Raw genomic sequence first — 21,004 nt, 5'->3', positions numbered from 1 at the left:
GCTACCGGCGCGGCGTCAGATCCAGCCACACCAAGTGGTGGTCGCTGGCCTCGGCGATATCACTGTCAGGCTCGCCGGAAGCGGGCCAGAACACACCGCCGTCACTGACATCCAGGTCGTTTGACGGCAATACGTAATCCAGGCGCAGAGTGCCGCCCTTGGGGCCGAAATCGCCGGTGTGGCTGGCGACATCGCCGGCGCGTGGGATGCCGCGCCCGGTGGCGCGCTCGGCGGCACCCCGGCTGCGTGGCACGAAGCCGGCATTGACCCGCGGGTTGTCCAGCAACTGCGCGATCGCGCCGGGTTCGCCGTCGCCATCGTCCGGGTCGGCGTTGTAGTCGCCGACGATCACGAACCGCGCGTCGCCCGCGAGGCCGCCACAGCGGCCGCGGTCGTCGCACAGCCAAGGCGTGCTGCCGGGGCTGATGTATTCCGCCCACAGGCGGATCTCGTCGGCGTTGCGCAGGCCGTTGCGGTTTTCGGCACCGTCGAATACCGGTGGCGTCGGGTGCGCGGCCAGCAGGTGCACGATGCCCAGCGGCGTATCGATCGGCACGTCCCAGTGCGATTTGGACGACAGGCGCAACTGCGACCAGATCGCCGGCGGATACCACGCCGCGCCGGTCTGCGGATCGCGTGGCGCGCGCGCGCCCGGCATCGCGTTCCACTTCAGTTGCTGGAACGTGCGCACCTGTGCGGCGTCGATCGGGTATTGCGACAGCACCAGCATGCCGTACTGGCCGGGATGCAGGCCGTAGCCCCAGGCGTCGTTGCCGCGGTCGCGGCCTTCGCCCCCGGCCTGGCCGTTGCGGTCCAGGTCCAGCCCGCTCTGCACGCCGGTGTTGACCGGCGCGAGGTAGCGATACGGGTAATGCAGGGCCTCGCCGCCGCCGGGCTGGGCGACGTCCAGATAGTTCTGCTGGAACAGCGTCGCGGCCCGTCCGGCCGGGTCGTAGTCGAATTCGTTCAACAGCACGATGTCGGGGCGCACGCGTTGCAGCACCGCGGCGATCTTTCGCGCGTGGCTCTCGTCGGCCTCCAGCTGCCGGACCAGGCCGCCGGCGGCATCGGTGTACAGCGAGGCGTTGTAGGTCGCCACCCGCAGCGTCGGGGAATTGCTCATTGGTTCGGGACGGTGGGCTCGTGCGTGCGGATCGCCGTGGACGGTGACCTGCACGCAGCCGGCCAGCGCCATGCCCAGCAACAGTGCGGCAATGCCGCGGGTGCGTTGTCGCCAGCGGGCGGTTTTCGTGGGCGGCGGGGTGGCAGTCGGGCAGGGAGTGGTGGCATGGAAGCAGGGTGCGTTGCGGTGCGACAGGGTCATGCGGAGTCTCCGATATCCAGATCGCGCCAGCTGCGACCGTCAAAACCTTCCAGCGGGCGGAACCGGCGTTTGTAGTCCATCTTGCGATGGCCGTCGATCCAGTAGCCCAGATACAGGTGGCTGTGGCCCTGGGTGCGCGCCCACTGCAGCTGCTTGAGCACGGCCAGGGTGCCCAGGCCGCGTTTGTCCTCGTCGGGATCGAAGAACGTGTAGACGGCTGACAGCGCGGTGTCGACCACATCCGTCACCGCGACCACGAGCAGCCGTCCGGGGCCGTGCGCAGCGGGCTCGCGCAGCTCGATGAAGCGGCCGTCGTTCCATTGCCCGGCCAGGAACTGGTCGAACTCGCTGGCGCCGTGGTCGTCCATGCCGCCGCCGCGGTGGCGGGCGGTGAGGTAGCGCCGGTACAGCGAGAGCTGCTCGTCGGTGCGCTCGGCCGGCAGCACCCGCATCGTCACGTGCGCGTTGCGCCGCAGGCAACGTCGCTGGCTGCGGTCGGGCTGGAACCGGTCGACCGGGATGCGCACCGCGACGCAGGCACGGCAACCCTGGCAATGCGGCCGGTAGACGATGTTGCCGGAACGGCGAAACCCCCACTGCAGTGCTTGCGGGTACCACTGCGCCAGACGCGGATCGCGCGGGTCCAGCACCAGGTCGCGCGCGACCCGCTGCGGCCAGTAGCCGCAGGGGTGCTCGGCGGTGTGGAACAGCCGCAGATCATCGATGTTCCGGTGCGGATCGTCGCGCATGCGGTCAGCATAACGCCGCCGGATGCAGGGCAGATGTCACGCTTGGGCGCCGCAGGGACGCCCGCGGTGCTGGGCGTCGTTCACCTGCCGTTGAGGCAAAGTGTCAACGGCGCGCGTGCGGGGACGTTGATCCCTTCCAACGGTGCCGTCGTGGTGCCGGTGCAGGAGATCCCGCATGAAGTCTTCCGTTATCCGTACCTCCACCCTCCGCATGTCCTTCCTTGCCGCCGCGATGCTGCTGGCCGGCACCGCCCTCGCCTCGCCCCAGGCGGCTACCGGCAAGGCTGCTACCGGCAAGACCGCCACCGACATGGCGGGTGCCGAGCGACACCGCGAGCGCCCGATGCTCATGCTCGATGCCAATGGCGACGGCATGATCGACCGCGCTGAAGCCGCCGCGCACCCGCGCCTGGCGGAGAAGTTCGACCAGCTCGATCGCAATGGCGACGGCAAGCTGGAGCGCGGTGAATTCCGCCACGGCCACGGCCATGCCCTGCGCGTTGGGCGCCATCACAAGGGGCACCAGCGCCACGGGCAGCACGGCGGGTTCGCCCGCTTCATCGCGCTGGATACCGACAGCGATGGCCGCATCAGCAAGCTCGAAGCGGCGTCCTCGCCACTGGCGGCCCGGTTCGCCCGGATCGACCGCAACCGTGACGGTTATCTGGTGCGCAGCGAACTGCTGGCCGAGCGGGAGCAGCGCCGCGCGGAGTTCGCGGCCAAGCGCGCGGAGCGGTTCGAGCAGCAGTTCCAGCAGGCCGACAGCAACCAGGACGGCCGCTTGAGCCGGGCCGAGTTCGAAGCCGGCTGGCCGCAGAAGGCGAAGCTGTTCGCGTTCCTGGATGAGGACCGCGACGGGTATCTGGTCCGCGCCGACCTGGCCCCGCAGCACCCGCGGTGAACCGGAATCTGACTGACACGCGGTAACACGTGCGACAAGACGCAAAGTAGAACCATCCGACCCGCGCCGTCCTCCCGACGGCGCGGGTTTTTTCTAGAACCCCATCAATCCGCGGCTCTCGACGTGCTTGAGCACCTGCACGACCTGCCATTGGCCGTCGCGGCGGGCGACCTCCAGGGTCTTGTAGCTGGCCCAGCCGCGGTGGTGGTAGGCGTTGATCTCGACCGTCGCGTGGTCCGGTGCGGACGGCCGGAATACCCGCACGTCGACGATCATTGCCGGCTGGCCGGACGCGCGCTCGTAACTGCCGCGATCCTCGTCGGCGATCTCGACGCAGGCGGATGCGGGCACCAGCTTCAAGCCGGGCACGCGCTCCGACAGCGCGGCGATCATGGCGGGCGGTGCATCGCCGCCATCGATGCCCAGGCAGGCGAAGGGGGTGTCGACCTGGCCCAGTTCGCTGGCGAACGCGGCGCGGGCGACCGCCGGCAGGGTCGCGGCGACCGAGCCGTCGAATGGCGGCGCGGCCAATTCCGCCTCGGCCGGCTCCGTGGGGACGGGCGGCGGCTGGTTCAGGGTGTGCACGGCGCCGGCGACGACGACCGCGCCGATCACGCCAAGCAGCCCCAGCTTGATCCGCAGCATCCGTTTGCGGGCCGGCGATTTGGCTTCGGCCAGTTCGGTGGTGCTGCGGAAGGTGTAGCTGCCGCCGGGGCGGGTGGTGTCGATCAGCCCGGCCTCGCGCAGCAGTTCGCGCGCCTGGCGTTGCTGGTCAGAGCGCACCACCCAGACCTCGGACATCGGTGCGGCGGGATCGGAGTAGCTGAAGGTGCCGCGACGGTTTCCCTTGTAGGAACGGCCGTTGATGATGCGCACCTCGATCCCGGCCTCGCGCAGCAATGTCGCCACGCCTTCGGTGTTTTCCAGCCGGCGGCTGCTGAAGACCTTGCGCATCAGGCTGCCATCACGCCTTGGCCGGCACGTGGGCGACGGCTTCGGGGTCGGGGACGACCCGGATCAGGCCTTCCTGGGCGGTGCTGGCCACCAGCCGGCCGTTGCGATCGAAGATCTGGCCGCGGGCCAGGCCGCGCGAGTTCTGCGCGCTGGGGCTGTCGATGGAATACAGCAGCCACTCGTCGGCGCGGAACGGGCGATGGAACCACAGCGCGTGGTCGAGCGAGGCCATCTGCACGTTGGGCTGGTAGTAGCTGATGCCGTGCGGAAAGGTCGCCGTGCCCAGCAGCTGGAAGTCGGACGCGTAGGCGAGCAGGGCCTGGTGCAGCTCGGGTGCGTCGCCGACGCGTTCGGTGAGGCGGAACCAGACCTGCTGCTGGGGCGGACGCTTGGGCGGGTTGAGCTCGTCGCGCGGGTAGACATGACGGAACTCGAACGGCCCCTCGCGCGACAGCCAGCGCTGGATCTTGTCGGGCAGCGTCGCCAGCACCTTTTCCGGCACCGCGGGCGAGGGCTCGATGTCTTCCGGCATCGGCACCACCGGCATCGTGACCTGGTGCTCCGCGCCCGGTTCCGCGTCCTGGAACGAGGCGGCCATGAAGAAGATCACCTGCCCGTGCTGGATCGCGGTGACCCGGCGCACCGAGAAACTGCCGCCATCGCGGGTGCGGTCGATCTGGTAGACGATCGGCGCGTTGATGTCGCCCGCGCGCAGGAAGTAGGCATGCAGCGAATGCGCGCCGCGCTGGTTCTTGAGGGTCGCCCGCGCCGCCGACAGCGCCTGGCCGAGCACCTGGCCGCCGAACACGTACTTGGTGCCGATGTCGCGGCTCTGGCCGCGGAACAGGTTGTCTTCGAGGCGCTCCAGCGAGAGCAGGTCGATCAGCTCGGAAACGGGAGGCGTCATGCAGGCGGGCCGGTGCGGGGAACCGGCGATTATAGCCGGCGACGGTGACCGGACCGGTCGCCGCGCCGTGACGTTCAGGGATGCAGGCGTCGCAGCGGTATCGCGTCCATGACCCGGCCCCAGGGAAACATCGGCCCCGGGTCGCGCTTGCGGGCGACCTGCACATCGGGGTCGTTGCTGGAGGCGACCCACGTGGTGTCGAGATCCTCGTGGCCGGCGATCCATCGCAACGACGGATGCCGGTCGGCGAGTTGGCACAGCAGGTCGATCAGCGTGTCGATCTGCGCGGCGGGGTAGGCCTCCACCATCGCCTGGTGGCCGGAGTCCAGCCAGTGCGGGTAGCGGCCGGTATTGACCAGCTCGATCCCGATCGAGCGCGGGTTGTAGCCGCGGGTGTGGTTGGCGACGCGGCCGGTGTCGACGTACCGGTGCACGCTGCCGTCGCGGTCGATGTAGAAATGGCCGCTGTTGCCGGTGCCCGAGCCGGGGTACAGCACCTGCTCGCCGTACTCGCGCGCCATCGCCAGATCGGGCAGTTCGGTGCAGTGGATCACCACCAGGTCGATCTGGCCGTCAGGGCGCGCGTCCAGCCGGCCCTCGTAGGGCAGCGGTTCGAGCTGGATCCGGAGCTGCACGGGGGATGGCCCGGATGGCGGAATGGACGGCGGCACGGACTCGGTCGGCATGGCGCGGATGCTAGCATCGCGGGCCCCAGTCTCAGCTACAGCCGCCGCTGTGCGCGTCGTGTGCCACACGTCGCCCGCCGCCGCGCGCCTCCCACCCGGACACCCCCATGCGCGGACACTGCATTCTTTCCCACGGCTTCGAAAGCGGCCCCGACGCGACCAAGGTCACCGCACTGGTCGAGGTCGCCGAGCGGCTCGGCTGGTCCTGTGAGCGCCCCGATTACACCGACCTGGACGCCCGGCGCGATATCAGCGACCTGGGCGACGTGCCGCAGCGGCTGCAGCGCCTGATCGAGCTGGCCCGGCCGGCGGCCGCACGCGGCCCGCTGGTTCTGGCCGGCTCCAGTCTCGGGGCCTACATCTCCGGGCTGGCGTCGCTGCAGGTGCCGGTCGCCGGCCTGTTCCTGATGGCCCCGCCGGTCCGCATGGACCAGGCGCATCCGATCGACGCCGCCGACGTGCCGACCAGCATCATCCACGGCTGGGACGACGAACTGATTCCCGCCGCGCAGGTGGTGGCGTGGGCCGGCGCACGCCGCGCGCGTTTGCTGCTGGTCGATGACAGCCACCGCCTGTCGGACCATGTCGAGGCCAGCGCGGAAGCGTTCGGAGCGCTGCTGGCGGCCGTCGCCCGGTCCCGGATGTCGGAAGGGGCGGGTCGATGAAATTCTTCGCAAGCTGCGGCAAGGGGCTGGAGTACCTGCTCGCCGACGAGCTGCTGGCGCTGGGTTGCAGCCGCGCCACCGCGACGATGGCCGGCGTCAATGTCGAGGGCAGTCCGCTCGACGCCCAGCGCGCGGTGCTGTGGTCGCGCCTGGCCAGCCGGGTGCTGTGGCCGATTGCCGAGTTCGAATGCGCCGACGAGCAGGCGCTGTACGCAGGCGTTGCCGCGTTGCCGTGGCCGGAGCATCTGGCGGACGGCGACACCATCGCGGTCGATGCGCACGTGTCGGGCACCGGCCTGACCCACGCCCGCTTCGCTGCCCAGCGGGTCAAGGACGCGGTGGTCGACGTGATGCGCGACGCCACCGGCGTGCGCCCCAGCGTCGATGTCGACACCCCGGACCTGCGCGTGAACCTGGTGGTGCGCAAGGGCCGCGCGATCGTCTCGATCGACCTGGGCGGCGGTCCGCTGCACCGGCGCGGTTGGCGCCAGCAGCAAGGCGAGGCGCCGCTGAAGGAGAATCTGGCCGCGGCCGTGCTGCTGCGCGGGCAGTGGCCGCAGGTGTACGCCGACGGCGGCGGTCTGCTCGACCCGATGTGCGGCAGCGGCACGTTGCTGATCGAAGGCGCGCTGATGGCCGCCGACGTCGCGCCGGGGCTGCTGCGCCACGGCGGTTTTGTCCCGACGCGCTGGAAGGGTTTCGACGAGGCCGCCTGGGAGGCGTTGCGCGACGACGCCCGCCAGCGCGAGACCGACGGCCGTGCCGCGCTGCGTCCGGTGTTCTTCGGCCGCGACAACGACCCGCAGGCGATCCGCGCCGCGCAGGACAACGAGGTGCTGGCGGGACTGGCCGGGGCGATCCGCTGGGAAGCCGCGGCCGTCGAAGGGCTGCGGTTGGGTTCGATTCCGCTGGTGCGGCGGATCCTCGATGACGAGGCTCCGGAGGTTCCCGGACGGCCGGACGAGCTGTCGGAGCCGGATGAAGCAGGTACTGGGTCGCGGGCGAGGCATAAGCCGCGTCCACCGGGTGGTCTGGTCGTATGCAACCCGCCCTACGACCTGCGCCTGGCCGCGGATCCCGCGCTGTACCGCGCGCTGGGCGACGCGCTCAAACGGGCGGTGCCGGACTGGCGTGCCAGCCTGCTGTGCGGCGATGCCGAGCTGGCCCATGCCACCGGCCTGCGGGCGCTGAAGAAATACCAGCTGTTCAATGGCGCGATCGAATGCACCCTGATCACCGTGGACCCGATCGCCCCGCCGCAGCGCGGGAAAAAACCGGGCGAACCGGCGCCGGCGCTGAGTGACGGCGCGCAGATGGTCGCCAACCGGCTGCGCAAGAACCTGCGCAAGCTCAAGGCCTGGCGCCAGCGCGACGGCGTGACCTGCTTCCGTGCCTACGATGCCGACCTGCCCGAGTATTCCGCTGCGATCGACGTGTATGAAACCGACGAGGCCACGCCGCGCACCTTTCTGCACGTGCAGGAATACGCCGCGCCGGACGACATCCCCGAGCCGGTGCAGCGCCGCCGCCTGAACGAGCTGCTGGCCGCCGCCCGCGAAGTGTTCGCGGTGCCGCACGAGCAGGTCGCCCTGAAGACGCGCGCCCGTGGCAAGGGCGGTTCCAAGTACGGCCGCTTCGACCAGCGCGGCGAGTTCATCACCGTGCGCGAGGGCGATGCGCGGCTGCGGGTGAACCTGTTCGACTATCTGGATACCGGCCTGTTCCTCGACCACCGCCCGATGCGTCTGAAGATCGCGGCGGAAGCCGAGGACACGCGTTTCCTCAACCTGTTCGGCTACACGGGGGCGGCGACCGTGCAGGCAGCGGTGGGGCGCGCGCGGCAGACGACCACGGTCGATCTGTCGCCGACCTACCTGCAGTGGTGCGCGGACAACCTTGCCGAGAACGGTTTCGGCGGCACCCGCCACAGGCTGGTGCAGGCCGACGCGGTGGCGTGGCTCGAAAACGACACCGCGGAGTACGACCTGATCTTCTGCGATCCGCCGACGTTCTCGAACTCCAAGCGTGCGGACGATTTCGATATCCAGGCCAGCCACGTGCGGCTGTTGCGTGCGGCGGTTGCACGGCTGTCGCGCGACGGGGTGCTGTATTTCTCCAACAACTTCCGCCGCTTCAAGCTGGGCGAGGCGGCGGTCGCGGAGTTCGCGCGGTGCGAGGAGATCAGTGCGCAGACGATCCCGCCGGATTTCGCGCGCCATGCGCGGATCCATCGCTGCTGGCGGTTGTCGCGTGGGTGACGGGTTTCAACAGCGGAGAGTGATAGAGGGTGCCTGCCGGGCATCCCGGTCAGTCGCTCCACGAAATTCGCTTGGTGACCGGGACACCCGGCAGGCACTTCCGGGAGATTGGGGCGCTTGTGGCAAAGGCATCAGACGACCGCGGAAGGTCGCTTGCATGCGATTGCCCAGGGCTTTTCTTCCACGCCCGGTGGGACTGTCGGGGCTGGCGGGCAGGGGCATCGCAACCAGGCGAATATCGTGGAGCGACTTGCGATGCCCCTGCCCGCCAGCATCTCGTGCTGTGTCCTTCAGCAGGAGCCGGAACCGGCGCTGACGAAGCGCAAACCCCGGATTGGCGACAATTCTGGAACGAAGGGTGGCTGTCGCCGTGCTGGTTTCCCACGCGGGCAATCGCCATCTCCGGTTGCATCTCCACAACCTTCGGGAGCGTCCCATGACGACTCAACGCTATGCCCATATCGGCCAGACCGTCCGCGGGATGCCCACTTCCGATGGCGCGGGTGTGCGCCTGACCCGGGTGATCGGTGCCCCGGCATTGCCTGACCTCGATCCGTTCCTGCTGCTCGACGAGTTCGGCACCGACCGGCCCGAGGACTACCTCGCCGGCTTTCCGGACCACCCGCATCGCGGCTTCGAGACGGTGACCTACATGCTCGACGGGCGCATGCGGCACAAGGACAACCACGGCAACGAGGGCGTGCTGGTGCCCGGCAGCGTGCAATGGATGACGGCCGGACGTGGGCTCGTGCACTCGGAAATGCCGGAGCAGGAGGCGGGCCGGATGCGTGGCTTCCAGCTCTGGGTGAACCTGCCGGCGCGCGACAAGATGATCGATCCGCGTTACCAGGAGTTCGCACCGGACCGGATTCCGCAGGTGCAGCCGGTCGCGGGCGTCGAGGTGAAGGTCATCGCGGGCCGGGTGGGTGAGACCACCGGGCCGATCGTGCAGCCGGCGACCGATCCGGTGTACCTCGACATCGCTTTGGCACCGGGTGCGCAGTGGGAATATCCGCTGCCCGAAGGCCACAACGCATTTGCCTACGCCTTCGAGGGCGCGGCCACGGTCGGCGAGGGTGCGGATGCTCGTCCACTGGGGGCGCAGCAACTGGGCGTGCTGGCGGGTGGCGAGGTGTTCAGGGCCGTTGCCGGCAGCGGGGGCGCCCGGATGATCCTGGTGGCCGGGCGTCCGTTGCGCGAGCCGGTTGCGCGTCACGGGCCGTTCGTCATGAACACCCGGCAGGAGCTGATGCAGGCGTTCGTGGATCTGCAGGAGGGCAGGTTCTAGCCCGCGAGGTATCGGCTGACGGATACAAAAAGGCCGCATTCCCGGATGCGGCCTTTTCGTCTATGGCGGATGAGGGTCGCCTCGCTTGCCTACTGCCCGGCGGCAATCGTGGCATTCGTCCGCGGTGGCGAGAAATCCAGGCCGCGGGTCATCTGGAAGGCGTTCTGGAGTTGCTCGCCGGAAGCGGCCTGCAGCCAGACGTGGGCGGTGCGGCCGTCGTCGAGCTTGATCAGGGTCTCGCGTGCCTCGATGCCGGGCTGGCCGGCCAGTTCGGCGCGGTACCACTGGACCTCCTGGCCGTCGATCGTGTCCACCTCTTCGCGGTTGCCGCGCTTGGGCGTGAAGGCCGGTTCCTTGCTGATGTACATCCCGAACGCCTCGGAACCGTCTTCGCGCAATGCGCGACAGAAGTCCGATCCGTTGCCGCCGCGGTACTCCCAGCTCAGGCCCGCACTCGTCAGTTGCGGGCACGCATCCGCCTCCTGAGCCGCGGCGCCGGTAACGAACAACAACAGAAATGGCAGGCAAAGTGCCGACTTTTTCATGGATAACCCCCCTGGTTTGCGGCCATCTACGGCCATGATTCGTGGCCATGTACCGCGTCTGAAACGGCAGCCGTTCCCGATGGGCTGCGCTTCCGACCTTAAAGCACTGTCGGGGTGTTGACAATTGTTCCGGTCTGGTGTGGTCGATTCGCTGGGGTGGGTCGGCCGGGCGAGCGGATCAGCGATCCGGCAGCGGGATGGATTCATGCTCCTCGGCGATCGTGCCGAAGCGGCCTTCGGTCCAGTCCTGCTTGGCCTGTTCGATGCGCTCTTTGGAGGAGGACACGAAGTTCCACCACAGGTGACGCCGTCCATCCAGCGGTTCGCCGCCCAACAGCATGGCCTTCACCGCCGTTTTCGCGCGCAGCCGCGGCCGGGTGCCGGGGTCGAGCACGATCAGGTGTTTCGCCGGCAGGTCCGTGCCGTCCAGCTGTGCCTCGCCCTCCAGCAGGTACAGCGCGCGTTCGGGGTGGCTGTCGTCGAGCAGGAGCTCGGCGTCGGGATCCAGGTCGATCGCGACGTTCAGGGTGTCGCTGAACACCCGCACCGGGGATTCCTCGCCGAACGCGCGGCCGGCGATCACCCGCAGCCAGGCGCCGGCGTGGCGTCGATGGGGGATCGCCGGTGCGGCGTGGTGGTGGAATTCGGGCGCGGTTTCCTCGTGCGCCATCGGCAATGCGACCCAGGTCTGCATGCCGTACAGCGGGTTTTCGCCGGCGCGCAATTCCGGCGGGGTGCGTTCGGAGTGGGCGATGCCGCGCCCGGCGGTCATCCAGTTGACGTCACCGGGCGTGATGTCCTGCACGCTGCCCAGGGTGTCGCGGTGCCGCAGCACGCCGTCCCACAGGAACGTCACCGTGGCCAGGCCGATATGCGGGTGCGGGCGTACGTCCAGCCCGCTCCCCGGCTCGAATACCGCCGGGCCGATGTGATCGACGAAAACGAACGGTCCAACGCTGCGCGCCTGCAGGGTGGGGACGGCGCGACGGACCTGGAGGCCGCCGACGTCGTGCAGGCGGGGCGCGATGATGATGGTCATGGGGTGCTCCGGTGGTGGATGCGGATGGTCGCCGGAGGCGCGGCACCGAAGCCGAGCGAGACCAGCTGCAGTTGCCAGTTGCCGATCGGTGCGAGGGGCTGCTTCGCGATGTGCAGGACGACCTCGACCGGATGTCTGTCACCGGGAGGCGTGAATTCGAAAGCCACTTCGGCCTCGCCCGCCCACACGCATTGCACGGCGGGCGGGCAGCGCGAATCGGTGCGGACTCCGGCATAGCGCAAGGTTGCGCCGTCCGGCAGGGTGACGTGCTCGCCGGGCGCGAGGGCAAGCATCCGGCCGGGTTCGAGCAGGCGGACGCCTGGCAAGCGCTCGCCTGCGGTCGTGCAGCCGGCCAGCGCGATGACTGCCATGCAGGCGCCCAGCACGCCCATGACCAGGAGATGGCGGGTGGTACGGCACCGTTGCATGCGGCCTCGGTCATCACGGACGGGTGTCCGAGCGTACCCGTTGCGGCTTCAGGGTGCCGTCGTGCCCAGCAGGGTGATGCCGCCGTGGCGGCCAACGTGGACGGTCATCAGGCGGGTGTATTCCTCCTCGTCCATGGCCGGGACATCGCATCCGCACAGGGCCGCGGCAATGTCGGGAGCGGTGTTGCTGTGGCCCACCACGAGCACGGTGCCGGACCGGTGTGCGCGCCGCAGGCGGGCCGCGAAGGCGGCGGCCGGCTCGTTGGCGTCATAGGTCGTGACGGCGACACCGTGTCCGAGTGCGGTGGGCGCGGCCGTGTCCCGGGTGCGGCGGAAGCCGGTGGCATACACCCCGACCACCGGCGTGTCGGCGAGTCGTCGCGCCAACGCCATCGCGCGGTCGTGGCCCGCGGCAGTAAGCGCCGGGTCGCGGCTGCCATCGGCGACTTTCTCGGCATGGCGTACGACCACGAACCGGACCGCATCGTCGCCTCCCGGCCGACTGGCGCAGGCGGCGAGCAATAGCGGCAGGACGATCGCGGCCAGTGCGATCCGGCAGAACGGCCGGCGGCTTTTGAGTCCAGCAGCGTTCATGGCCCGGGCCCGCTCACGGCCGCAGCGCGATCAACAAGGCGCGCGCAGCGGCGATCCGGGCGGCGGCGTCGGGCAGGTCCAGGCTCAGCCGCAGCTTGTCCGGCCCATCCATGCGATACAGCTGCGGCTGACCCTGGATCATCTTGATGACCGCCATCGGATCGACGTGCGGTTTCTCGATGAATTGCAGCCTGCCCCCGGTGGCGCCGATGTCGAGCTTGCTGATGCCCAGTTCGGTGGCCTGCAGCTTCAGGTCGGCGATCGCGAACAGGTGTTTGGCCGGATCGGGCAGCAGGCCGAAGCGGTCGGTCATCTCGACCTGCAACTCGCGCAGTTCCTCGGCATTGCGGGCGCCGGAGATGCGCTTGTACAGGGTCAGACGGGTGTGCACGTCGGGCAGGTAGTCGTCCGGGATCAGGGCCGGCACGTGCAGCTCCACCTCCGCGCCACGGTCGTGGGTGCCGTCGACATCGGGCAGCTTGCCCTGGCGGATGCTGCGGACCGCGCGCTCCAGCAGCTCGGTGTAGAGACTGAAGCCGACCTCGGCCATCTGCCCGCTCTGGTCCTCGCCCAGCAGTTCGCCGGCGCCGCGGATCTCCAGGTCGTGGGTGGCCAGGGTGAAGCCGGCGCCGAGCTCGTCCATCGCCGTGATCGCATCCAGCCGCTTCTTCGCGTCGGCGCTGATCGAGCGCTGGTCCGGCACCACCAGATAGGCGTACGCGCGGTGGTGCGAACGGCCGACCCGGCCGCGCAACTGGTGCAATTGGGCCAGGCCGAACTTGTCGGCGCGGTTGATGATGATGGTGTTGGCGTTGGGGATGTCGATGCCGGACTCGATGATGGTCGAGCACAGCAGCACGTTGAAGCGCTGCTTCTGGAAGTCGAGCATCACCCGCTCCAGCTCGCGCTCAGGCATCTGGCCGTGGGCGATGCCGATCCGCGCCTCGGGCACCAGCGCTTCCAGCTCGCGCTGCATGCGGCCGATGCTTTCCACGTCGTTGTGCAGGAAGTAGACCTGCCCGCCGCGCGCGATCTCGCGCTGGAAGGCCTCGCGCAGCTGGCTGTCGTCCCACGGCACCACGAAGGTCTGCACCGCCATCCGGTGCGCCGGCGCGGTGGCGATGATCGACAGGTCGCGCAGGCCGGCCATCGCCATGTTGAGCGTGCGCGGGATCGGGGTGGCGGTCAGGGTCAGCAGGTGCACGTTGGCGCGCAATGCCTTCAGCGCCTCCTTCTGGCGCACGCCGAAGCGCTGCTCCTCGTCGACGATCACCAGTCCGAGGTCCTTGAAGCGCACATCCTTCTGCAGCAGCCGGTGGGTGCCGACGATGACGTCGATCGTGCCCTCCGCGGCCTTCTCCAGCTCGGCCTTGATCTCCTTGGCGGTCTTGAAGCGCGACAGCACCTCGACCTTCAACGGCCAGTCGGCGAAGCGGTCGCTGAAGTTGCGGTAGTGCTGCTCGGCCAGCAGGGTGGTCGGTACCAGCACCGCGACCTGCTTGCCGGCGGCGGCCATCGCGAACGCGGCGCGCACCGCGACTTCGGTCTTGCCGAAGCCGACGTCGCCGCAGACCACCCGGTCCATCGGCTGGCTGGATTGCAGGTCGCGCAGCACCGCCTCGATCGCGGCGTGCTGGTCGGGGGTTTCCTCGAACGGGAACGCGGCCGCGAACGGCTCGTACATCGCGCGGTCCAGGTCGATCGCCAATCCGGCGCGCGCCTGCCGCCTGGCCTGGATTTCCAGCAGCTCGGCGGCGACGTCGCGGACTTTTTCCTGCGCCTTCTTCTTCGCCTTGCTCCACTGCTCGCCGCCGAGCGAATGCAGCGGCGCCGTCTCCACCGACGCACCGGAGTAGCGGTTGATCAGGTGCAGCTGGCCGACCGGCACGTACAGGCGGTCGCCCTTGGCGTACTCGATCTCCAGGTATTCGTTCTTCTCGCCGCCGGCTTCCAGCGTGACCAGACCGCGATAGCGACCGACACCGTGGTCCTCGTGGACGATCGGCGCGCCTTCGGACAGCTCGCCCAGGTCGCGGACGATCGCTTCGGGTTCGCGCCCGGCGCGCCGACGCCGGCGTGGCTGGCTCGCCCGCTCGGGAAACAGCTGGCGCTCGGTGAGGATCGCCAGCGCGGGCTCGGTCAGGGCGAAGCCGTCGTCGAACGGCGCAACGGCGATCGCGAAGCGCGACAGGCTTCCTTCCTCCGCCTGTGGGAGAAGGTTGGGGTGCGCAAAGCTCGGCCAGTCCGGCAGCACGTCCGGCTGCAGTCCGGCGGCCTGCAGGATCTCCAGCAGCGCCTCGCGCCGGCCGGGGGAATCGGCCGCGACCAGCACCCGCCCCGGGTAGCTGCCCAGAAACGATTTCAGCTCGCCGGCCGGAATCTGGTCGCGCGCGGCAATCGGCAGCGCGGGTGCCGGCTGGCTGGCCAGCGCCTGGGCGCGTTCGCGTTGCGGATGGCCTTCGCCGCAGACCTCGATGCGCACGCCCTGGTTGAGCCGTTCGCGCAGTGCTTCCGGCGACAGGTACAGCGCATCGGGCGGCAGCAGCGGTCGTTCCAGATCGTGCCGGCGCTGCTCGTAGCGCTCGCCGGTGTGGCGCCAGAACGTGTCGGCGGCCTCGGCGGCGCCTTCGCCAAGCAGCGGCAGGGTGTTGTCGGCGAGGTAGTCGAACAGGGTCGAGGTCTGCTCGAAGTCACCGCCTTCAAAAAACAGCGGCAGGTAGTACTCGATGCCGGCCGGCGCGATCCCGGCCTTGAGGTCCTGGTACAGCGCACTGCGCCGGGTGTCGAGGTCGAAACGCTCGCGCAACGCATCCAGCGCGTGTTTCAGCGAGGCCTCGTCCAGCGGCAGTTCGCGGCCGGGCAGCAGGTGCACCGCGTCGATCTTGTCGAACGAGCGCTGGGTCTCGGGATCGAAACCGCGGATGGTGTCGATCTCGTCGTCGAGCAGTTCGATCCGGAACGGCTGCCCGGCGCCCATCGGGTAGACGTCGAGCAGGCCGCCGCGCACGGCGAAATCACCCGGATCCAGCACCTGCGGCACGTGGCGGTAGCCGGCCGATTCCAGCCGGCTCTGCTCGGCCCCCAGATCCAGCCGCTGGCCGACCTGGACATCGAAGCTGCCGCCGACCACGTGGCGCAGCGGCGCGAGACGTTGCAGCAAGGTCTGCACCGGCACCACCACGATCCCGCGCTGCAGGGTGGGCAGCCGGTTCAGCGTCGCCAGGCGCTGGCTGACGATCTCCGGATGCGGGCTGAAATGGTCGTAAGGCAGGGTTTCCCAATCGGGGAAGTGCAGGACGGGCAGCCAAGGCGACCCGGGCAGGACAGGCAGCACCCCGGCCGTGCCGGTCGCCGTGCCAGCCGGGCCAAGCAGGGTCCGCAGGTCGGATTCCAGTTGCTGCGCGGTCTGGTTGTCGCGCGCGATCACCAGCAACGGGCCGTCGTGGGCCGCAGCCGCACCGGCAATGTGGAAGGCAAGGGCCGAAGGCGACGCCGGCGCACGCCACCAGGCGCGCTGCTGGCCGGCCCTGGGCAGCGGCGGAGTGGGGAAGGTGGGATTGGACATCAGCCGGCGATTTTAGCCGATCCGGCGTGGCGGCCCATCGCGGCGGATGTGCGGCAGTGCTGTCCGGCGACAGGGTTCACCGGCGGTCCGGGCAGTGGCGCCCGGGATGGCGGTCAGCCTTGGGGTTCGGGCAGCAGTTGCAGGCTGACCCGCACCAGGCCGTCCTGCTGCGATTCGCGGACGAAGCCCAACGACTTCGCCAGCGACAACATCGGCAGGTTGCTCTCCATCACATCGCCGTAGATGCGCTCCAGTTGCTTGCCGCGCGACCACTTCACCAGCCGGGTCATCAGATAGCGCCCCAGTCCCATGCCGGCGATGTAATGGCTGACCAGGATCGCGAACTCGGCGTTGCGCCCGTCGGGGTCGATCGAGATCCGTGCCACCGCGCCGACCAGTGCCTCGCCCGGCGGCAACGGCTCGGCCGCGACCAGGGCGAACTCGGTCTTGGGATTGATGCGGGTGAAGCGTTCCACCGATTCGGCGGAAATCTCGCGCAGCGAATGCAGGAACCGCTGCCGTACCTCGTCGGGCTGCAGCAGTGAAAACCCGGCGCGCAACGGTTCCGCGTCTTCCGGGCGGATGGGACGGATCAGCAGTTCACGCCCATTGGGCAAGCGTTGACGCTCGTGCCAGGGCGGAAGTCGTTCACGGGAGGAGGCCATCCGCGAATATTGGCACATTCGCCGTAAATGATGCCTTCATCACACAATCACGCGGTTGCCGGGCGCGCGGTCGCCGGCGAATCGCCGGGAATCCACCCGGAAGCGGGCGGGACCGGTGCTAGGATTGTCGGGTTTTCACGGGGGTATCCAGCATGGCCGGCAATGGTGATTCGACCAAGGCGATCCTGTTTGCGCTGGGCGCCAATTTCGCGATCGCAGCGGCGAAAGGCACGGCGGCATTTTTTACCGGTTCCAGCGCGATGCTGGCGGAAACCGTCCACTCATTGGCGGACTGTGGCAACCAGGGGCTGTTGTTGCTGGGATTGAAGCAAGCCAAGCAGGCGCCGTCGGCCGACCATCCATTGGGCTACGGGCGGGCGATCTATTTCTGGTCGTTCCTGGTCGCGGTGATGCTGTTCACCGTCGGCGGCATGTTTTCCCTCTACGAGGGCATCCACAAGCTGCAGGCGCCCGCGACCGAAGGCGGCAGCAGCCTGTGGTGGGCGGTGGCCGTGCTGAGTTTCGCGATCATCGCCGAAGGCATCTCGATGCGGGTCTGCCTGCAGGAGGTCAACAAGTCGCGCGGCCACCGCGGTGTCTGGCGCTGGTTCCGCGAGAGCCGGCAGGCGGAGCTGGTGGTGATCTTCGGTGAGGATCTGGCGGCGCTGCTGGGGCTGGTGTTCGCGCTGGTCGCGGTGGTCGCGACGATGGTCACCGGCAACCCGCTGTGGGACGCGATCGGCACGATCGGCATCGGCGCGTTGCTGATCATCGTGGCGGTGTTCGTCGCGATCGAGATCAAGGCGATGCTGATCGGCCAAAGTGTGGACCCCGAGCGGCAGCGGCAGATCCGCCAGTTCCTCGACGGTCGCCCCGAGATCATCCGGGTGATCAGCGTGATCACCATGCAGCTGGGCAACGAGGCGATGGTGTCGGTGCAGGCGCAGATGCGCGAGGAGCGCGATGTCCGCGCGCTGGTGGCGCAGATCAACACGATCGAGCGGGCGATGAAGCAGGCCTTCCCCGAAGTGCGCTGGAGCTTCTTCGAGCCGGATGTGCGTCCCGGCATCTGATGCCCCGTCGGGCATCAATGGACCGGGAGTCGGCCGGTCGACCGGAGCGCGCGGCGTCCAGTCGGCTGAGCCGGACTATTTCACCCCGCCTGTTTCACCCCGTCTGCTCAACCGGGCGGCTTCAACCGGGCGGCTTCAACCGGGCGGCTTCAGTCGGCCGGCTTGAGCCACTCGATGCGCGATGACGCGCCGGTTTCCCCCAGTACCTTCTGCAACAGCGGCAACGCCGCGCGCAGGGTCTGGTCGAGCTGCCAGGGCGGGTTGAGCAGCAGCATGCCGCTGCCGTTCATGCGCAGGGGCGAGTCATCGGGGTGCACCATCAACTCGGCCAGCAGCGACGATTTGACCGGCAACGTCGCGGCACGCCGGAAGAACTGGTTCAACGAACGGCGCAGCTTGATCGGGTACCAGACCGCATAGCTGGCCTGCGGCCAGCGCACCAGCGCCTCGCGCACTGCGCCGATGATGTGGTCGAATTCCTGCAGCTGGGCCTCGTAGGGCGGGTCGATCAGCACGAGTCCGCGATTGAAGCGGACGTCACCGAACTTCGGCGGCAGCAGGGCTTTCATGGCCTCGTAACCGTCGCGCGCATGCACCGCGACGCGGGTATCGGCGGCGAAGTTGGCCTTCAATTGCGCGGCCTCCTCGGGCAGCAGTTCGCAGGCCGCGATCCGGTCGCCCTCGCGCAGCGCGTGCGCCAGCAGCCACGGCGAACCGGGATAGCTGGCATTGCCGTGTTGCGCGCGGCAGGCCTTCACGGCGGCCAGGTAGCGCGTGATGGCCGGGTGCTTCGGCGCTTCGGCGATCAGCCGGCCGATGCCGCCCTCGGCCTCGCCGGTGCGCTGGGCGGAGTTGCTGTCGAGCGCGTACAGGCCGCGCCCGGCGTGGGTGTCGAGCGCAAACAGCGGCGCCGGCTTGGAGGTCAGCGCGTCGCAGAGCGCCAGGACGGTGACGTGCTTGAGGACATCGGCATGGTTGCCGGCATGGAAGGCGTGGCGATAGTTCATCGCGACAGGGTATCCCGGCGACGGGGCGGGTGGCTGGCTTATCCTGTCGCGGCCGGCCATTGCCGTCCTTCCCGGCCCCGCCATTTCCGGTTCGATTTGCCCATGCCCCGCATCCTCCTGGTCGAAGACGAGATCGCGATCGCGCAGACGCTGCAATACGCCCTGCGCGCCGAAGGCTTCGAGCCGGTGCACTGCCTGACCGGTGGCGAGGCGCTGCGGCTGGCGGCCGGGCAGGCGTTCGATCTGGCCGTTCTCGACGTCGGCCTGCCCGACATCGGCGGGTTCGCGTTGTGCCGTGAGCTGCGCCGTGGCAGCGGGATGCCGGTGATCTTCCTGACCGCGCAGGGTGCCGAAGCCGACCGCATCCTCGGGCTGGAGATCGGCGCCGACGATTACGTGACCAAGCCGTTCTCGCCGCGCGAGCTGGTGGCGCGGGTGCGGGCGGTGCTGCGGCGTGGCCAGGCATCGATGCCGGTGGAACCGGTGGCCGAGGCTTTCCACCACGATGCGGAGGGGAAGTGCATCCGCTTCCGCGGACGCCGGCTGGACTTGACCCGTTACGAGTACGGCCTGCTGGCCGCATTGCTGCAGCGGCCCGGGGCGATCCTGTCGCGGGCGCAGTTGATGGACCGGGTCTGGGGCGATGCGCTGGAAAGCGGCGACCGGACCGTCGATACGCACGTCAAGACCCTGCGGGCGAAATTGCGCGAGGTGGATCCGTCGACCGACCCGGTCCGCACCCATCGCGGACTGGGTTACTCGCTGGAGGTTGCGTGACCCTGCCACGTGAGCGCGTCGCGGCGACCCCGACCCGCTCCATCCCAACAGGCCATCGCGGCGCGATGAGGCGGGCGTCTTGAACATCGGACTGCGGATCTTCCTCGGCTACTTCCTGATCGTCGCCCTGGCCGGGCTGCTGGTGGTGCAGGTGTTCGTCGCGCAGGTCAAGCCGGGCGTGCGCCAGGCGATGGAGGACACCCTGGTGGATACCGCCAATGTCCTGGCCGAGCTGGCGACCGACGACCTGCAGGCCGGGCATATCGCCGATGGGGCGTTCGCGCGGCGCGTGCGTGCGGTGGCCGGGCGCGACTTCGGCGCCAGCATCTGGGGTTTCGACAAGCACCACGGCAGTTACCGGGTGTACGTCACCGACGCGCGTGGGGTCGTCGTGTTCGACAGCGGCGGAGCGGCGCTGGGAGCGGATTATTCGCGCTGGAATGATGTGCGGCGGACCCTGGACGGGCAATACGGAGCCCGCTCCAGCCGGAGCGATCCGGCTGACGAGAACTCCACCGTGATGCATGTCGCCGCGCCGATCCGCGACGCGGCCGGCAGCCTGATCGGTGTCCTGACGGTGGCCAAACCCAACAGCACGTTGACGCCTTTCATCGAGCGCGGCCAGGCGGTGGTGCTGGGCTGGGGCGCGGTGCTGTTGGGCGCGGCCCTGCTGATCGGCCTGACGGCCGCCGGGTGGCTGTCGCGCCAGCTCGCCGGGTTACGGCGCTACGCCCATGCGGTTACCGCGGGCGAACGCGCGGTCCCGCCGCGCGCGGCGGGGGAGTTCGGCGAGCTGGGCGAGGCGCTGGAAACCATGCGTGTCCGGCTCGAGGGCAAGCAGTACGTCGAGCACTACGTGCACAGCCTGACCCACGAGATGAAGGGGCCGCTGGCGGCGATCCTGGGCAGCGCGGAACTGCTGGAGGCGCCGATGCCCGAGGCCGACCGCGCGCGCTTTGCCGCCAGCATCCGGACCCAGGCCGACCGCCTGGCGCAGATGATCGACAAGCTGCTTGCCCTGGCCGCGGTGGAGCATCGGCAGCGGATCGAACAGCCTGAACCGGTCGAGCTGGCGCGGCTGGCCGGCGAGGTTGCCGGGCTCTGCGCGTCGCGCCTGCTCGGCGCGGATGTCGAACTGCGGCTGGAGACGGTCCCGGCGACGGTCAGCGGCGATGCGTTCCTGCTTCGCCAGGCGCTGGTCAACCTGGTCGACAACGCGGTGGATTTCGCCCCGGCCGGCAGCGTGGTCGAGCTGCATCTGAAGGTCCAGGACATTGAGGCCGTCATCGAGATCGCCGACCGCGGCCCGGGTGTTCCCGACTATGCGGCCGAGCGGGTGTTCGAGCGGTTCTATTCGTTGCCGCGCCCGGGCGGCGGCAGTCGCAGCAGCGGACTGGGCCTGTGCTTCGTGGCGGAAGTCGCGGCCCTGCACGGCGGACGGGCCACCCTCGGCAATCGCGAAGGTGGCGGTGCCGTGGCAAGGCTCGTACTGCCGATGACCGCGTAACGCTTCACCCCCGCTTCACCGTGGCCCCATCGTCCGCACATGCGCGACGTCGATGCTGCCGGCAGTTGCCAC

At 69.2% G+C, this 21,004-nt stretch carries 19 protein-coding genes; 7 read left to right on the top strand and 12 right to left on the bottom strand.

All coding sequences use genetic code 11. From position 1 onward, the window contains the following. Position 1 precedes the first annotated feature (1 nt). Together N792_RS03880 and N792_RS03875 are read right to left on the bottom strand one after the other, a co-directional pair. Entirely contained in the window at positions 2-1,195 is a 1,194-nt protein-coding gene (locus N792_RS03880; RefSeq protein WP_084105398.1) for an endonuclease/exonuclease/phosphatase family protein, read from the bottom strand. A gap of 125 nt (positions 1,196-1,320) precedes the next feature. Next, positions 1,321-2,073: an arginyltransferase gene (locus N792_RS03875; protein WP_036192719.1), complete on the bottom strand. Its 753-nt coding sequence runs from the start codon at positions 2,071-2,073 to the stop codon at positions 1,321-1,323. Positions 2,074-2,248: 175 nt separating this feature from the next. Here N792_RS03875 and N792_RS03870 point away from each other — a divergent pair, with 175 nt between their 5' ends. Further along, complete coding sequence (locus tag N792_RS03870) at positions 2,249-2,974, top strand: EF-hand domain-containing protein (RefSeq protein WP_224743916.1); 726 nt, start codon at positions 2,249-2,251, stop codon at positions 2,972-2,974. Between the two features lie 93 nt (positions 2,975-3,067). Here N792_RS03870 and N792_RS13955 read toward each other — a convergent pair whose 3' ends face one another. From N792_RS13955 to N792_RS03855, 3 genes are all read right to left on the bottom strand, one after another. Next, on the bottom strand, positions 3,068-3,928 hold the full coding sequence (locus tag N792_RS13955) for a hypothetical protein (RefSeq protein ID WP_052103413.1): 861 nt from the start codon (positions 3,926-3,928) through the stop codon (positions 3,068-3,070). 10 nt (positions 3,929-3,938) lie between these two features. Next, positions 3,939-4,835, bottom strand: coding sequence for an acyl-CoA thioesterase II (gene tesB, locus N792_RS03860; protein ID WP_036192718.1), 897 nt, complete (start codon positions 4,833-4,835; stop codon positions 3,939-3,941). A gap of 74 nt (positions 4,836-4,909) precedes the next feature. After that, positions 4,910-5,521 (bottom strand): N-acetylmuramoyl-L-alanine amidase, encoded by a 612-nt coding sequence (locus N792_RS03855; protein WP_084105370.1) that lies wholly within the window; start codon positions 5,519-5,521, stop codon positions 4,910-4,912. A gap of 107 nt (positions 5,522-5,628) precedes the next feature. Here N792_RS03855 and N792_RS03850 point away from each other — a divergent pair, with 107 nt between their 5' ends. From N792_RS03850 to N792_RS03840, 3 genes are all read left to right on the top strand, one after another. Further along, positions 5,629-6,186, top strand: a complete 558-nt coding sequence (locus N792_RS03850) for an alpha/beta hydrolase (RefSeq protein ID WP_052103411.1) — start codon at positions 5,629-5,631, stop codon at positions 6,184-6,186. Then, positions 6,183-8,444 (top strand): bifunctional 23S rRNA (guanine(2069)-N(7))-methyltransferase RlmK/23S rRNA (guanine(2445)-N(2))-methyltransferase RlmL, encoded by a 2,262-nt coding sequence (gene rlmKL / locus N792_RS03845; RefSeq protein WP_036192716.1) that lies wholly within the window; start codon positions 6,183-6,185, stop codon positions 8,442-8,444. Before N792_RS03850 ends, rlmKL begins: the two co-directional genes overlap by 4 nt. Before the next feature lie 436 nt (positions 8,445-8,880). Then, entirely contained in the window at positions 8,881-9,732 is an 852-nt protein-coding gene (locus tag N792_RS03840) for a pirin family protein (RefSeq protein ID WP_036192715.1), read from the top strand. An 89-nt stretch (positions 9,733-9,821) separates the two neighbouring features. Here N792_RS03840 and N792_RS03835 read toward each other — a convergent pair whose 3' ends face one another. From N792_RS03835 to N792_RS03810, 6 genes are all read right to left on the bottom strand, one after another. Then, complete coding sequence (locus N792_RS03835) at positions 9,822-10,277, bottom strand: hypothetical protein (protein ID WP_156969285.1); 456 nt, start codon at positions 10,275-10,277, stop codon at positions 9,822-9,824. Between the two features lie 178 nt (positions 10,278-10,455). Beyond that, entirely contained in the window at positions 10,456-11,316 is an 861-nt protein-coding gene (locus N792_RS03830; protein ID WP_036192713.1) for a pirin family protein, read from the bottom strand. Further along, the gene (locus tag N792_RS03825; RefSeq protein WP_036192712.1) at positions 11,313-11,708 is read right to left on the bottom strand and encodes a hypothetical protein; all 396 of its coding nucleotides are present in this window, start codon (positions 11,706-11,708) and stop codon (positions 11,313-11,315) included. The genes N792_RS03830 and N792_RS03825 overlap by 4 nt, the downstream gene beginning before the upstream one ends. Before the next feature lie 84 nt (positions 11,709-11,792). Further along, a complete protein-coding gene (locus N792_RS03820; protein WP_052103410.1) occupies positions 11,793-12,338 on the bottom strand; it encodes a histidine phosphatase family protein in 546 nt (181 codons plus the stop codon). A 13-nt stretch (positions 12,339-12,351) separates the two neighbouring features. Continuing rightward, the gene (gene mfd, locus N792_RS03815; RefSeq protein WP_036192711.1) at positions 12,352-15,903 is read right to left on the bottom strand and encodes a transcription-repair coupling factor; all 3,552 of its coding nucleotides are present in this window, start codon (positions 15,901-15,903) and stop codon (positions 12,352-12,354) included. Positions 15,904-16,016: 113 nt separating this feature from the next. Further along, positions 16,017-16,568, bottom strand: coding sequence for a GNAT family N-acetyltransferase (locus N792_RS03810; RefSeq protein ID WP_036192710.1), 552 nt, complete (start codon positions 16,566-16,568; stop codon positions 16,017-16,019). A 152-nt stretch (positions 16,569-16,720) separates the two neighbouring features. Between N792_RS03810 and N792_RS03805 the strand changes: the two genes are divergently transcribed. After that, entirely contained in the window at positions 16,721-17,641 is a 921-nt protein-coding gene (locus N792_RS03805; RefSeq protein WP_036192709.1) for a cation diffusion facilitator family transporter, read from the top strand. A 149-nt stretch (positions 17,642-17,790) separates the two neighbouring features. On the opposite strand, the gene N792_RS03800 is transcribed toward N792_RS03805, so the two are convergent. Beyond that, positions 17,791-18,648 (bottom strand): 23S rRNA (adenine(2030)-N(6))-methyltransferase RlmJ, encoded by an 858-nt coding sequence (locus N792_RS03800; RefSeq protein ID WP_036192708.1) that lies wholly within the window; start codon positions 18,646-18,648, stop codon positions 17,791-17,793. A gap of 102 nt (positions 18,649-18,750) precedes the next feature. On the opposite strand from N792_RS03800, the gene creB reads away from it, so the two are divergent. Beyond that, positions 18,751-19,425 carry a two-component system response regulator CreB gene (creB, locus tag N792_RS03795; RefSeq protein ID WP_036192707.1) on the top strand — a complete coding sequence of 225 codons (675 nt, stop codon included), beginning with the start codon at positions 18,751-18,753 and terminating at the stop codon, positions 19,423-19,425. A 79-nt stretch (positions 19,426-19,504) separates the two neighbouring features. After that, positions 19,505-20,932 (top strand): two-component system sensor histidine kinase CreC, encoded by a 1,428-nt coding sequence (gene creC, locus N792_RS03790; RefSeq protein ID WP_036192706.1) that lies wholly within the window; start codon positions 19,505-19,507, stop codon positions 20,930-20,932. Positions 20,933-21,004 lie beyond the last annotated feature (72 nt).

Origin of the sequence: Lysobacter concretionis Ko07 = DSM 16239 (assembly GCF_000768345.1) — a bacterium.
In the GTDB taxonomy this organism is placed as follows: domain Bacteria; phylum Pseudomonadota; class Gammaproteobacteria; order Xanthomonadales; family Xanthomonadaceae; genus Novilysobacter; species Novilysobacter concretionis.
The sequence above is the reverse complement of the archived record's forward strand: the minus strand, read 5'-3'. Positions and strand labels throughout refer to the sequence as shown.

Excerpts from the sequence above, each read along its gene's own strand:
- N792_RS03880 (WP_084105398.1), bottom strand. The coding sequence starts at position 1,195 with ATGGCGCTGGCCGGCTGCGTGCAGGTCACCGTCCACGGCGATCCGCAC.
- N792_RS03875 (WP_036192719.1), bottom strand. The coding sequence starts at position 2,073 with ATGCGCGACGATCCGCACCGGAACATCGATGATCTGCGGCTGTTCCAC.
- N792_RS03870 (WP_224743916.1), top strand. The coding sequence starts at position 2,249 with ATGAAGTCTTCCGTTATCCGTACCTCCACCCTCCGCATGTCCTTCCTT.
- N792_RS13955 (WP_052103413.1), bottom strand. The coding sequence starts at position 3,928 with ATGCGCAAGGTCTTCAGCAGCCGCCGGCTGGAAAACACCGAAGGCGTG.
- tesB (WP_036192718.1), bottom strand. The coding sequence starts at position 4,835 with ATGACGCCTCCCGTTTCCGAGCTGATCGACCTGCTCTCGCTGGAGCGC.
- N792_RS03855 (WP_084105370.1), bottom strand. The coding sequence starts at position 5,521 with ATGCCGACCGAGTCCGTGCCGCCGTCCATTCCGCCATCCGGGCCATCC.
- N792_RS03850 (WP_052103411.1), top strand. The coding sequence starts at position 5,629 with ATGCGCGGACACTGCATTCTTTCCCACGGCTTCGAAAGCGGCCCCGAC.
- rlmKL (WP_036192716.1), top strand. The coding sequence starts at position 6,183 with ATGAAATTCTTCGCAAGCTGCGGCAAGGGGCTGGAGTACCTGCTCGCC.
- N792_RS03840 (WP_036192715.1), top strand. The coding sequence starts at position 8,881 with ATGACGACTCAACGCTATGCCCATATCGGCCAGACCGTCCGCGGGATG.
- N792_RS03835 (WP_156969285.1), bottom strand. The coding sequence starts at position 10,277 with ATGAAAAAGTCGGCACTTTGCCTGCCATTTCTGTTGTTGTTCGTTACC.
- N792_RS03830 (WP_036192713.1), bottom strand. The coding sequence starts at position 11,316 with ATGACCATCATCATCGCGCCCCGCCTGCACGACGTCGGCGGCCTCCAG.
- N792_RS03825 (WP_036192712.1), bottom strand. The coding sequence starts at position 11,708 with ATGGGCGTGCTGGGCGCCTGCATGGCAGTCATCGCGCTGGCCGGCTGC.
- N792_RS03820 (WP_052103410.1), bottom strand. The coding sequence starts at position 12,338 with ATGAACGCTGCTGGACTCAAAAGCCGCCGGCCGTTCTGCCGGATCGCA.
- mfd (WP_036192711.1), bottom strand. The coding sequence starts at position 15,903 with ATGTCCAATCCCACCTTCCCCACTCCGCCGCTGCCCAGGGCCGGCCAG.
- N792_RS03810 (WP_036192710.1), bottom strand. The coding sequence starts at position 16,568 with ATGGCCTCCTCCCGTGAACGACTTCCGCCCTGGCACGAGCGTCAACGC.
- N792_RS03805 (WP_036192709.1), top strand. The coding sequence starts at position 16,721 with ATGGCCGGCAATGGTGATTCGACCAAGGCGATCCTGTTTGCGCTGGGC.
- N792_RS03800 (WP_036192708.1), bottom strand. The coding sequence starts at position 18,648 with ATGAACTATCGCCACGCCTTCCATGCCGGCAACCATGCCGATGTCCTC.
- creB (WP_036192707.1), top strand. The coding sequence starts at position 18,751 with ATGCCCCGCATCCTCCTGGTCGAAGACGAGATCGCGATCGCGCAGACG.